Origin of the sequence: Chamaesiphon sp. GL140_3_metabinner_50 (genome assembly GCF_025361915.1) — a bacterium.
Classification (GTDB): Bacteria; Cyanobacteriota; Cyanobacteriia; order Cyanobacteriales; family Chamaesiphonaceae; genus Chamaesiphon.
Map to the genome: position 1 here is coordinate 1 of NZ_JANYJC010000037.1, position 12,477 is coordinate 12,477.

Genomic DNA, 12,477 nt, shown 5'->3' on the forward strand with positions numbered 1-12,477 from the left:
GTAGTCAGCATAGGCTTGATATACCTCGATGCTGGTGAATTCGGGGTTATGGCGGGTGGAGACACCTTCGTTGCGGAAGATGCGCCCTAGTTCAAATACTTTCTCGAAGCCGCCAACGATTAGGCGTTTCAGGTGCAGCTCGGTGGCGATCCGCAAGTACAGCGGCATTTCCAGGGTGTTGTGATAGGTATTAAATGGACGCGCGTCGGCTCCGCCTGCTTCTGACTGCAAGACGGGGGTTTCGATTTCGATGAAGTCGAGGTTTTCGAGATAGCGACGGATTCCAGCGGTAATCAGGGAGCGTTTTCTAAAGGTATCGCGGACTGAGGGATTGACGATTAGATCGACGTAGCGTTGACGATAGCGTTTGGCGACATCGGTTAAGCCATGCCATTTATCGGGAAGGGGTAGTAGTGACTTTGTTAACATCACATACTCATTAACGAGAATCGATAATTCCCCTTTTTCCGTGCGTTTAATCGTCCCCTTTACGCCGAGGATATCGCCGACATCGGTTAATTGCTTGAGATGACTGAAGGCATCTGGCAGATCTGGCATTCCCGCTTCAATCTGCGGCTTACTCAGAAAGAGCTGAATCGAACCTGTCTCGTCTTGAATACTAAAAAATGCTAATTTGCCCATCACCCGCCGTGCTAAAATGCGCCCAGCGATCGAGACGGGGATATCTACTTCCTCACCACTAGCTAAATCTGCGTACTCTAGCTGTAATGCTGCGGCTTGGTGAGTAGATACCCAGTTGTAAGCGTAGGGATTCATCCCTATTTCGCGGAGTTTGTCGGCTTTAACCAGGCGAGTCGCCCGAATTTCGGCTAATGTCGAATGTGGTTCTGGTTGTTGGGGCGACTGTTGTTTGGACATATATAGAATCGATCTAGGCTGGACTTTATATTCTAAGCCCTATCGATGTGCCCGATCCACTATTCCTATCCTCTAACCCCTATTCCCTATTCCCTATCCCCTACTTAGCAATATTGGCTGATATCTTCGCCGCATTCATCGGCTAGATAGCACATTGCTTTGAACCGGAGCATGACTACTTCGTCATAGAGAGGGTTGAGTTTACACATGGGGGGAATATGTACCAGCGTGCGCCCAAATAAATTAAGATCGCGCTCGAAGGGACATTGAGAGGGAATCAGTTGACAAAGTTTGTGGGCTAATCGGGGATTAGAGATTTTGAGATTGTCCAACCAGTCGCGTAGCGGTTTGAGTAGGTCGAACTTAGGTGCGTTGAGCGGAGCGATAGTTGCCTGTGGCATTATTCTAGTTGCAAGCAAACGAGCAAGCTTTGAGAGATTAGAACCCATAATATGAGATGTATTAGTGGTACCGAGAAGATAACTATTCATGACGCTGCCCCTAAATGGAATGTTCATCTATCTAAAGATTAACTACAACCATCAACGAGCATTTTCCGGACATAAAGATCGAACTCTAGTGTTTGAGTCATCTTCCTCAATCTACCAGGTCGATCGGTAGATGAAGATTTACTGGCTATCTGCATCATGTCTTAGTTTGCACTCAACAGACAACGGTAGATCTACTGAAATATCATAACGTATTTATTCTCTATGTCAGCGTATTTTAGATCGCTTTTTTTGGTATCTATTAATACATTTTTGCGGGTACGATTTGCCAATTATTAAAAAATAACGATCCCCTGCTGGTTTGCCTGCAAGCTTAGATGTTTTGCGTGCTTTATTATCGTTTTGTAGATATTTGTGGCTAGATAAATCTCTCTAATGGGGTAGCATTTACAGCACGGTTCGCCAACGAGCTTTCACTGAATAACACAAAACTTAACCAGCGTCAAAAGCACCCGCCAGATAGTCGAGTAATAATAAGCATTCCCCGCTGTCGAAATCTGTCATGCTAAATAAAGGATTCCCGACGATCGCGCGAGTTGGTGGTTGATGGCGGACGATCGCCACGTCAAAGCGACAGGGATAATCGGCGAGGTGTGGGTGTTTGACTAGAAAAAGCTGGGCGGTGCTGACGATTTTGGCTTGTTTCTGGGGCGTTATCGCCAGCAATCCATCGGCATCTAAGTTCGATTTATTACGGGTTTTGACTTCGATGAATAGCAATGTATCACGATCGATCGCAATTAGGTCGATTTCGCCTCTTTGCCATCGCCAGCGACGCTCTAAAATCTCGCCCCCGCGCTCGCTTATCCACTGTGCGACTACTTCTTCTCCGAGTTTGCCAGTATTCATAGGAGCGGGGAGCGGGGAGATGGGAGTAAGGAGTAAGGAGTAAGAAGTAAGGAGTAAGGAGTAAGAAGTAAGGAGTAAGAAGTTGGGAGTGAGGTAAAATAATAGTAAATCTTTCTACCGCTTGGTTCTGACGTTGAATTATTTGCCCGTGTGTACTCAGAATCTGCAAAGCTGGTGTGCTACTGGTGTGGAGCGGTTGCTGGCTCCGAGTGCGATCGAAGTACGCCATCATACAGCATCAAATGTAGCCGCAAACCCGAATACTTGTCCGGTAAAAGTCGAGAGTCTGGCTAATTTATTGGTGCGAGATTTACCTAGTTATGCCAATCGACTGATTCAACAACGCCGCAAACGGACAGAGCGAGTTTATAGTTCGCTAATTACCGCCAGTGTACCCGAACTCCAGCCGATCGCGATCGGCAGTCGCGAATATCCTGCTAATTTTCCGCAGGCTGCACCAACACAGGTATTTATCACCACCTTAGAAACTCAGTATACAGACACTCGATCGGCTCAGTTGCAACAATTTCACTGGTTATTTCTGGCGCAAACTCGACAGGGGTGGCGGTTGGCGAATATCTACACGCGTACTGGTGGGTTTCCCCTCAAAAATAACCCGATCTCGCCCCCAGTCGAAAGTCGTAAAACGATCGTCGGCGAAGCTGTTAGTGTCTGGTTAAATGACTGTTATATCGGCAAGATCCGAAGTTAAATAGCCAAAGCCAATCCAATACTTCTCGGTTAAGAACCGCTGACGATTGAAATCGCTGAGGCTGTCTGGGCGACTTGGGTTAGATCCTAAAAATTAAACATAGAGGAAAGATGCTAACTCCACTCTATGTTTTAGATTGTTTATTTAACTATTAAAATTGAGACCGTAATTATTTAACTTGGCAGATTGGCACCAAGTACTGTCAAATAATTTAAGACACCGACATTGCTACCAGCATCAATCCACCAACTAGTACCACACCAGTAATTCCGATCGCAAAATAATCGCGCGTTAAATTAGTGCTGTTAGATTCTGCTACGTACATTTTTGGCTCGGTCGGAAAATTATTGACTCTAGTATCCCCGTCATTGTTAATATAGGGCATAAAATTTACTTATTTGTTTGAAAAAATTTGTTAAACTTTTTTCATCTTATTACTAAGCGTCGATAGCGATCCCCGATCGCTCCCAGAACGTAATAAAAATAAATATAGAGCCAATTGCTGGCTCTATATTTATTTACTCGATGCCAAATTTGACCGATACGACTGCGGTAATATCTTTATCGATCGACGTTGTATCGTATCTACCCTCACCACTCACCCCAGTCGAGTAACGGGGGGTAATTTGGAACACGCCAGTATCGGCACTCCGCACGCCACCGACGCGATTGCCAGTACTTTTGGCGATCGATTCGGCTCTGGCTTTGGCATCTTTGGTGGCTTCAGCTACCATCTCGATTCGCAGCTTGCTTAAATCGTTGTAGAGGTATTCTGGTGGCTCGGAAGTCAGCGGAATTCCTTCATTAATTAGTTCGGTAATTTGCTGCGATAATTTTGAGTATCGATCGACTTGGTTCGATCGAATTTCGAGCTTTTGACTGAGTTTATATGCCGCCGTTTTACCCGTTTCTTTACCATTAATTAGTTCGGCAAGTGCGACGGTTTCTAATGATTCGAGTGAAATTTCCGATTCGGGTACTTTAGCATCTTTGAGATAGCGTTGGACTCGATCGATCCTTGCTTTGAGTTCTTGATAAGCCGCTTGCGTAGTCGGCTGCTGACTGAACAGCGATACTTTCCAGACGATATAATCTGATTTAATCGGTCGTTTAGCAGAACCCGTAATTAGTAGGGCATCATCGACTCGTTTCATATTCCGAATCGCCCCCGCCCACAGAAACGAACTCACAATTAGAGATGCCGATAATAAGGTCAATCCGGCAAACAGTTGCGGAAATCGATCGCGATATCCAGTGCTTTCCATTACTTGTAACTCACACACACAATAAGTTGTTTTGGCAAGATGACAAGTCACCCGCCTCAATTATTACTACCACAGATCGATCGGCGATTCCTGAAAGTTAGGGAGATGGGAGTTGGGAGTAAGGAGTAATGAACGTCAGTTTGCTTCGTTCCTACACCGCCCTGAACTAGAAGTGTCTCCTTCGGAGAGGCTTTGCCAACGGGCTAATAGCTCAAGTTCTCTGAAGAGAACTGCCAAATTAATTAGTTCGTTTTAACGAACTTTTGCTATTAGCCCCAAATTGCGGCTCGCGCACGCCTTTGTTTCCCGACGGTTTAGCGAGACAAGACACATTTGAGGGCAGTGTAGAAACGAAGCCAAGAGTCATAGATCGGGAATCCTTATCCAGAACTGACGTTAAGGAGTAAGAAGTAAGGAAGAAAAATTAAAGAACGCAGTTCCAAAGCCTAAAACCTAAAGTCCCTTTCCCATCTCCGAACTCCCAACTCCCATCTCCCATCTAATTCAGATGATTATCCAAATCTAGCAAAACGACTTGCTCGATGGGTCGATCGATAATTAGGCGTTGGGCGACACCGCCGGGGATAATGCCATATACCGCGCTACCATTGCTATATACGATTTGACCTTCAGCACCAATATCAAAAGCTAACACGCCACTACCGATGACTTTAGGTTCTCGATGGGGGAATTGCTCGATCAATTCCCAAGAGCGGGGTACTAGCGATGGCGAATCGGCATCGCCAAATCGGCGATTGCGCTCCATTTCACTACCGACATCTACCAATCGCCCCAAAAATAACATCTGCTGAGAATTAGTCTGCTGTGGGAGCTGGGGTAAAGATAATAGCGATTTACCTGTATGACGGCGGGTGAAGAAATTCAGCCATTCAAACACGGCGGTACATAGCCGTGCGGGAATTGAGAGTGCATCTTTGAGAAGTTGCGAAAACCGCGCTCGTTGGCGCAGGGAGCTGTATGGGCGGCGAATATAGTATAAAGTACCATCCGCAGTCATTTGGGGGCTGAGGAGGTCGTATTTGGGGTCGCTGGCGAGGGTAATTACTTCTTGTCTGTCGATATCTAATTGCTCGATCGTCGAATGCTTTTGCTCGATGATATAACCCGCCCCATCGCGCCCGATTCCAGCCGACTGAAACACGATCGCTCTCCGAAAACCCGGAATCCATTTAGGTGCTAAATCGAGCGAGTCGCCTTCGGTTACCTGAGACAGATGCACGGCATTTACAGGCATGGTAGCAATATTCGCCGTACCATCTTTCCCGATCGCCGCACAAGCGATTAATTGATATTCAGGGTGAAAATCGACCCGATCGACTTTAAAATCAGCACTATGGAATAATCTTTTTTCTTTAGTTTGCGGACGAGCTACTGGTGCAGCAGTTCCACCGATATTTACCATCGGCGCAAACTGTTCGAGCGTAAAGATCCCGCCGACTTCGCCTGCGGCTAGCGTGTATAGTAATCGATCGGCACTAGTCGGACAAACCCCCTGTACCGCCACCTTAGAGCGATCGGGCTGTCGATCTTGCCCCATCCCTGCTGGCATCAAATTCGCGACACTCTTTTGCTTCCAGCCATTGCGCTGCTGCTGTTGGGATTCTCGTTGTTGTACCGCTTGCCCAAACTCACTAATAATAGTCTGGACATTGGCTTGACCCAATTTCAGGTACAATCTACCTCCAGATAAGTATGCAAAATTAAAACTCATGTGATGTTTGGTAAGCGTTAGCTGGTGAGCATTTCAGGTATGACAGTATCCCGACAATCCCTACTCTACTGTTCCCCAAGAATCACCCATAGATCTCATTCCCTCAAAAATTCCTAAAATTTACTCGCAAGCTGAGAATCGAGAGCCAGCGCGGGAATACCCGCTAAATCGAGAATTTGAGGAATTAAATCTTCACGTTTAACCGCCATCAGATGCACGCCTTGACACAATTTACTAGCTAACTGCACTTGCTCGGCGGCAATTTTTATCCCTTCTTGCAACGGTACCGACGATCGCGCCAATCGATCGATAATATGTTGGGGAATCTCTACTCCCGGTACGTTCCGGTTGATAAATTCGGCATTTTTAGCCGACTTGAGTAGAAAAATTCCGGCTAGCACTGGCTTGTGATAGCTACTGGCGATCTGGTGCATGAATTTATCGAAGATATCGAAATCAGAAATAAGCTGACTCTGAAAAAATTGAGCACCTGCGGCAACTTTTTGCTCGAAGCGTCTTTGCAAACCCGATCGACTTTTCGATTGAGGGTCTACCGCCGCACCGACAAATAAGTTCACAGCCCCGTCGGGAAGGGGCTTGTCGTTGCCGTCAAGACCGCGATTGAGGTTGCCGATGATTTTTAATAATCTGACGGCTTCTAGGTCGAATACGGCTTTAGCCTTGGGATAATCGCCCGCATTAATCGGGTCGCCAGTTAGAGCTAAAATATTATGGATGCCCAAGGCGTGCGCGCCCAATAAATCGCCCTGAAGTCCGATCCGATTGCGATCGCGACAAGCAAACTGACACACTGGCTCGATGCCATGCTGCAACAAGATCAGCGATGCGGCAAATGGCGACATCCGCATTACCGCGCGACTCCCATCGGTGACATTTACCGCATGAACGCGCCCTTTAAGACAATTTGCCATCTCTACCATGTGAGCTATGTCTCCACCTTTAGGCGGAGCAACTTCGGCTGTAATTAGAAATTTACCAGCAGTTGCAGCTTGTCGAAAATCGTTCACGATCGCACTTAGAGACTACACTTTCACTTTACCTTACCCTCAACTTATCGATCGAACTAGAGTAGATCTCGAACTTCCATCAAGGCAAAACCGAGTAAGTTAGTACCTTGCCAAAAATCGGGATTGTGAATATTTGAATTATCGGCAGCTAATCCAATCCCCCAAATGCGATCGTCGGGACTGGCTTCAACTAAAATCCGCTCTTGAGTACCGAGCATATATGCTTTGAGCTGGGGGTTTTGTTGGAACTTAGCAATATTACCAGCAACTACGATTTGAAAGCGATGTTCGTTCCAGATTGTTTCCTGGAAGCCTTGAATTTTTCGGCCCAATGTTTGAGTCTGGCGTGGATGATTTGCTGCTAAAATTTCGGGAAGTAAGGCTCGATCGTCAAATAAACGCGCTTTGGATGCCATCATGTAATGTTCGGCAGTTTGATAGCGAATGCCCTCTAGTTCAAAACTAGACTCAAACCATTGACTGAAGCAAGTTTTACCGATCGAGCCGTCGGGATTCGGTCGGTGACTCCAAAAAAACAAGTAATCGAGTGGTTCGCCGCGATCGAATCTATCTTTAATATCGTTAACATTCATAAGTAGGGCAATCGAGTTCTAATATTAGTCAACGATCGCGGCATAGTAGGATTAACAAAATTCAATCATACGCACGAGCGGTCGCGAATACGAACTGAATTGACTGGCTGTAGATTGGATCTCCGCTAATTGACCGATCGCCAGACCGCATGGTTTTCCATATTTAGCTTGGACGCGATCGCTGGCAATATTCAGCGCAGTCCGGGCACGATCGACAAATTCAGCCAGTTCATAATCATGTTCTGGCTCAAAATATTTTCTAATAATCGATGAAGGCGAATAACAAGTTTCTTGAGAACCATCCGGCCATTGAATTTTAAAACGAGTTTCTGGCATGGTTAGTAGTGAGTAGCAAAAAGTTACTATTTAAGTTGTCGTTCCAAATCCGGTGAGTTGTTCGCGATCGAAATCCCAGAAAGTAATAGATTCTTGCTGAGATTTAAGGATTAGTTGCCGACTCTCGATGACTTCGCCGATGTCTGCACAGGTGATTTGGCGATCGACAAACATCTCTCGAACGGCAGGAACTAGATCGGGACGGACGCTGAGTAAAAATCCGTGACTGGGAAAACTGACAAGCCAGCGATCGAAGGGTATCTCTGGTGGTCTGGGAATAGCATCGAGATCTAATACTGCCCCGCTGTGAGAGGTTTCCAATAGCATTAAAGTCGTACCGATAATTCCTCCCATGCTAATATCTTTTCCGGCAGTACACAAAGCATTTTCGGCGAGTTTGGGTAGTAGTTCTAGGTCGCCACGAAGTCGATTCGGGTCGGCTGTAGTGGCAGCGTTCCAAAATGGATATTTGGGGTGCATTTTGCCTCGCAGATCGATCGCCATTAATAGTCGATCGCCAGGTTGAGCTGTGAAACTAGAAATCAGCTTTTGGGCGCGTCCGAGAATGGAGACAGAGAGAGCATTATAACTACTTCGAGCATTCGTATGTCCGCCGACGATTGGCACCTGATAAGCTTGTGCAGCGGCACTCATGCCAGCTAATAACGGCTGACTAATAGTGGCATCTTGACTCCAAAGTGTATCGACAATCGCGATCGGTCTACCACCCATCGCATAGATATCGCTAACATTGACCATCACTGCACTCCAGCCAGCAAACCAGGGATCGGATGCGACAAAATCTGGCATCATCCCTTCAGTCGCTAGGAGGAGATAACCATCGCCGTCAGGAATTGCGGCACAGTCGTCGCCGATTAAAACATCACTAGCAGCGTTTTCCGTGGCGAGAAATTTAGCGATAGTTTGGATATCTTGCTTATGCACGATACCTAGCGATTGCTTCAATGTGTGGGCGAGTAAGTCGAGTCTCATTAAGATGCTTGGCTCAACTGCAAAACTGGACGGATCTCATTATTGGCGGGGTAATAATCTAAGTCTGCTTGCATCAGGTGGTGTGCGATGCCACGAATTTCGATTTCTTCGAGGGAATTCCAATGCAAGCGTTGGAAGAAGCGGACGTTTTGAATTTGGACGGTGGCGAGAAAGCGATCGCAGCCCCAAGCATTGGCAGTAGTCACAGCTTTATCTATCAGTCCTTTGCCAATGTGCCAACCACGACGATAATCGGGATGGGTACCCAGTCTCCCGCCGTACCAAAGGCGAGATTCGGGTTCGTAAATGCGGACGACACCGAGGACTGCTGAAGCATCGTGGGTAACGGCGATGATGGGATACGCGATCGCATCGAGGGTATCTACATCATCATGTGGGAATAGAGCTTGTTCTTCGACGAAGATTTTGCGCCTCAAGGCGTAGTAAGCGGTAATTTCAGAGTGAGTGCGGGCGAGTTTGAAGAGATAGGACATGGTATTGGATGCTTTGGATGGGAAAATAAGACTAGTGCTAGCTACAAACCCGACTGTCTTGTCTTGACGCACACAAACGGGAGGGAACCTCCCGTTCGATGCGTCGCTGTTTCGCTGTCTTGTCGTTTTTTTATTCTGGGGAAACCCCAGAATAAAAACGCCGCTAAACCGTCGGGAAACAGAGGCGTGCGCAAACTGCTTTTTGAAAAAGTCGGGTTTGTGTCCTAGCGGTGGTTTAGGTAAGTTACTAAGCCTCAAAACTAGAGAGAGCCGAACAAGCACCGCATTTGCCACAGCCTGCTTTGATATCCTTGGATGACATACCCGATCGCTTCAACAGTCCACTTACTTGTTGATAGATGTCGAACATCATCTCACTGCTAGGTGCGGGATGATGCGCCAGTGGCGTACCTGAAATCGGCACAAAGGGCACGACAAAAGGATAAACACCAATTTGGATCGCGAGATCGCAACCCGCTACCAGAGCCTCGATGGTATCTCCCAATCCTGCTAATAAATAGGTGCTCACTTGCCCTCTACCGAACACTCTTACCGCAGCTTCAAAAGCTTGAAAGTAATACTCAACAGGTACATCCGCCTTCCCAGGCATAATTTTGGCGCGAACGCTTGGGGTAATCGCTTCGAGGTGCATTCCCAAGCTATCCACCCCTGCATCTTTGAGCTTCTGAAACCAGCCAAAATCGTCAGGCGGTTCGCACTGAGCTTGAATCGGCAGATCGACACTTTGTTTGACGGCTTGGGCGCATTCAGCCAGATAAGCCGCACCACGATCTCCTGTATTGGGGGTACCGCTGGTCATGACCATGTGCTTGACACCATCGAGGCGGACGGCTGCTGCGGCGACTTCGGCGAGTTGAGCGGGGGTTTTGCGGGCGATCGTCCGTCCTGATGCTAAGGATTGCTCGATCGCGCAGAACTGGCAGACAGTATCGCTATTCCGGTACCGCATACAGGTCTGGAGGACGGTAGTGGCAAGGACATCGTGGCTGTGAAGGAGGGCGATTTTCCAGTAGGGGATGCCGTCAGCGGTGCTGAGGTTATAGAATTGGGGCGGTTTGGGAAATTCGATTGAGGCGATTTCTCGATCGTCTAGCTGGATAGTTGCCTGAGTAGCTGCGGGGTCGAGAGTGGCACTATATGGCGATCGGGCAGCAGTTTCGGTGTAAATTGGCACCATAATCGTGGTACCGTCGATCGTCACTGCTTTATGGTCGGATGGCCCCGCACCGCCCTTTCGACCAGATACACCCACGCCAGTTTCAACGATGTTCAATCCTTGGGATTGCAGTTCGGTCATCAATTTTTGCTTATTCATCACTACTTACTTCCTTCTCAGAGGGACTGATGGATCTAAAATTCCCCTCCCTGGAGGGGTGCCCAACGGGCGGGGTGGGTAGATCTCCGCCTCCACTCACAACCGCCCACCGACTCAAATTCACCTGCAACTGCAACAAATCGGGACGGGAGTAATGACCCACACTATCCATCATCCGCTTGCGTTTGGTAATCAGCGCGAAATCCAGATCCGCGATCGCGATGCCTTCACCTTCAGTAATCGGGGGATGAAGAATATTACCTTCAGGACTAATAATCGTGGTGAAACAACCACCGCTCAAAGATTTTTGGAGCTTGTCATCGGTGGTAATTTGACTCACCTGTTCGGGGGAGAGCCAACCAGTCGCATTCACCACAAAGCAACCTGCTTCGAGGGCGTGATGGCGGATGGTGACTTCCATCTGATCTGCAAAAATTTGACCAACCATTGAGCCAGGAAATTGAGCGCAGTGGATTTGCTCGTGCTGTGCCATCAGTGCAAAGCGCGCCAGGGGATTATAATGCTCCCAACAGGCGAGTGCGCCGAGTTTTCCTACCGCCGTATCTACTACCTGCAATCCCGCGCCGTCACCTTGTCCCCACACCATCCGCTCGTGATAAGTGGGCGTAATTTTGCGCCGCTTGAGCAAGAGTGTCCCATCGGCATCAAAAATCAGTTGGGTATTGTAGAGCGAACCGCCATCGCGTTCGTTAATTCCCAGCACCACGACAATTTGATGCGATCGAGCCGATTGACTCACCGCCTCGGTCACGGGACTGGGCACTTCGACGGCCTCTTCATACAGTCGGAGATGCTCCTTACCCATCAAAACGGGCGGTTGCACGAACGAAAAGTAAGGATAGTAGGGAATAAACGTTTCAGGAAAAACCACGAGTTCTGCACCCATTTGTGCGGCTTTATCGATCGCCGCCAAGACTTTCTCAGTCGTTCCTTCACGACTATATAAAACTGGACTAATTTGTACGGCTGCGGCTCTAACTTTGCGTGTAAAATCCACAGTTATTTCCTCTTCTGTTCAATCCCAAATCGTCACGCCATCTGTAGGTTGGGTCGAACGAACGTGAAACCCAACGTCCCCACGAGCGATCTGTGCGTGTGTTGGGTTCCGTTCCTCAACCCAACCTACAAAACTATAAAATCCCCTCCTTGGAGCGAAAAGTGCGGTCTTCGGGTTCCCCCAAGTAGAGCACCTTTTCAAGACCGGGGTGCCCAACGGGCGGGGTGGGTAGATCTTCGCAGTAACTAAAACCTACAGCGTCCAAGTATCTAAAATAAATGCCCCTTCCTTGCGGTGCATCAGCACAATATCCAATACATCCAATGGATTAATCGGAATAATTCCGGGAATCAAAGAAGCCTCACCGTGACCATACAGAGCTTGCAAAGCAAACCGACAACAATAAACCTTGCCACCGTCGCTGATAAATTTAGCAATCCGTACCGTAAAATTTTGATGCCCAGGAAATGCCTCATCACCTAACTTAGGAAAACCTCGTTGTAAACCTAATGTTACCCCAGGGCCGTAAAGTAGAATTGAAGTATCAAAACCCTTCTTTTTCAAACGGGTGGCTTGTAATAAGTTGACTAAACCGATCGATCCTTCAAATGCCACCGTATGAAATGTCACTAACGCTTTCTCACCAGGTTCGGCTTGGACATCGGGGAAAACTTTTTCTTCGTAATCGACTAGAAAATCCCCAGTCTTGTGAGCGGGTATCGTAACTTCTGGC

The 12,477-nt window shown here is 47.7% G+C and carries 15 protein-coding genes; 1 reads left to right on the forward strand and 14 read right to left on the reverse strand.

Features of this window, described 5'->3' with window-relative positions; all coding sequences use genetic code 11:
• The 3 genes from Q0R35_RS01710 to Q0R35_RS01720 form a co-directional block, all read right to left on the reverse strand.
• Nucleotides 1-879 (reverse strand): amino acid--tRNA ligase-related protein (locus tag Q0R35_RS01710; protein WP_295613839.1); only part of this gene is annotated, 879 nt, incomplete at its 3' end.
• A 104-nt stretch (nucleotides 880-983) separates the two neighbouring features.
• On the reverse strand, nucleotides 984-1,280 hold the full coding sequence (locus tag Q0R35_RS01715; protein WP_295613841.1) for a Mo-dependent nitrogenase C-terminal domain-containing protein: 297 nt from the start codon (nucleotides 1,278-1,280) through the stop codon (nucleotides 984-986).
• Between the two features lie 540 nt (nucleotides 1,281-1,820).
• The gene (locus Q0R35_RS01720; protein WP_295613843.1) at nucleotides 1,821-2,237 is read right to left on the reverse strand and encodes a YraN family protein; all 417 of its coding nucleotides are present in this window, start codon (nucleotides 2,235-2,237) and stop codon (nucleotides 1,821-1,823) included.
• A gap of 148 nt (nucleotides 2,238-2,385) precedes the next feature.
• On the opposite strand from Q0R35_RS01720, the gene Q0R35_RS01725 reads away from it, so the two are divergent.
• Complete coding sequence (locus Q0R35_RS01725) at nucleotides 2,386-2,949, forward strand: hypothetical protein (protein ID WP_295613845.1); 564 nt, start codon at nucleotides 2,386-2,388, stop codon at nucleotides 2,947-2,949.
• A 211-nt stretch (nucleotides 2,950-3,160) separates the two neighbouring features.
• On the opposite strand, the gene Q0R35_RS01730 is transcribed toward Q0R35_RS01725, so the two are convergent.
• The 11 genes from Q0R35_RS01730 to Q0R35_RS01780 all read right to left on the reverse strand — a co-directional run.
• Nucleotides 3,161-3,334, reverse strand: coding sequence for a ssl1498 family light-harvesting-like protein (locus Q0R35_RS01730; protein ID WP_295613847.1), 174 nt, complete (start codon nucleotides 3,332-3,334; stop codon nucleotides 3,161-3,163).
• A 133-nt stretch (nucleotides 3,335-3,467) separates the two neighbouring features.
• Nucleotides 3,468-4,214, reverse strand: a complete 747-nt coding sequence (locus Q0R35_RS01735; RefSeq protein WP_366944798.1) for an SIMPL domain-containing protein — start codon at nucleotides 4,212-4,214, stop codon at nucleotides 3,468-3,470.
• 499 nt (nucleotides 4,215-4,713) lie between these two features.
• Nucleotides 4,714-5,946: a hypothetical protein gene (locus Q0R35_RS01740; protein ID WP_295613851.1), complete on the reverse strand. Its 1,233-nt coding sequence runs from the start codon at nucleotides 5,944-5,946 to the stop codon at nucleotides 4,714-4,716.
• Nucleotides 5,947-6,059: 113 nt separating this feature from the next.
• The gene (locus Q0R35_RS01745) at nucleotides 6,060-6,974 is read right to left on the reverse strand and encodes a methylenetetrahydrofolate reductase (RefSeq protein WP_295613853.1); all 915 of its coding nucleotides are present in this window, start codon (nucleotides 6,972-6,974) and stop codon (nucleotides 6,060-6,062) included.
• Between the two features lie 56 nt (nucleotides 6,975-7,030).
• Nucleotides 7,031-7,567, reverse strand: coding sequence for an NADAR family protein (locus tag Q0R35_RS01750; RefSeq protein ID WP_295613855.1), 537 nt, complete (start codon nucleotides 7,565-7,567; stop codon nucleotides 7,031-7,033).
• A 51-nt stretch (nucleotides 7,568-7,618) separates the two neighbouring features.
• On the reverse strand, nucleotides 7,619-7,903 hold the full coding sequence (locus Q0R35_RS01755) for an MSMEG_0570 family nitrogen starvation response protein (RefSeq protein WP_295613858.1): 285 nt from the start codon (nucleotides 7,901-7,903) through the stop codon (nucleotides 7,619-7,621).
• 30 nt (nucleotides 7,904-7,933) lie between these two features.
• Nucleotides 7,934-8,896, reverse strand: coding sequence for a sll0787 family AIR synthase-like protein (locus tag Q0R35_RS01760; RefSeq protein WP_295613860.1), 963 nt, complete (start codon nucleotides 8,894-8,896; stop codon nucleotides 7,934-7,936).
• Nucleotides 8,896-9,390 carry an MSMEG_0567/Sll0786 family nitrogen starvation N-acetyltransferase gene (locus tag Q0R35_RS01765; protein ID WP_295613862.1) on the reverse strand — a complete coding sequence of 165 codons (495 nt, stop codon included), beginning with the start codon at nucleotides 9,388-9,390 and terminating at the stop codon, nucleotides 8,896-8,898. Before Q0R35_RS01765 ends, Q0R35_RS01760 begins: the two co-directional genes overlap by 1 nt.
• A 247-nt stretch (nucleotides 9,391-9,637) precedes the next feature.
• Nucleotides 9,638-10,726, reverse strand: coding sequence for an MSMEG_0568 family radical SAM protein (locus tag Q0R35_RS01770; RefSeq protein ID WP_295613864.1), 1,089 nt, complete (start codon nucleotides 10,724-10,726; stop codon nucleotides 9,638-9,640).
• Nucleotides 10,719-11,744 (reverse strand): Nit6803 family nitrilase, encoded by a 1,026-nt coding sequence (locus Q0R35_RS01775; protein ID WP_295613866.1) that lies wholly within the window; start codon nucleotides 11,742-11,744, stop codon nucleotides 10,719-10,721. The genes Q0R35_RS01770 and Q0R35_RS01775 overlap by 8 nt, the downstream gene beginning before the upstream one ends.
• 252 nt (nucleotides 11,745-11,996) lie before the next feature.
• Nucleotides 11,997-12,477, reverse strand: a 481-nt coding sequence (locus Q0R35_RS01780) for an MSMEG_0572/Sll0783 family nitrogen starvation response protein (protein WP_295613868.1), incomplete at its 5' end; no start/stop codon positions are given.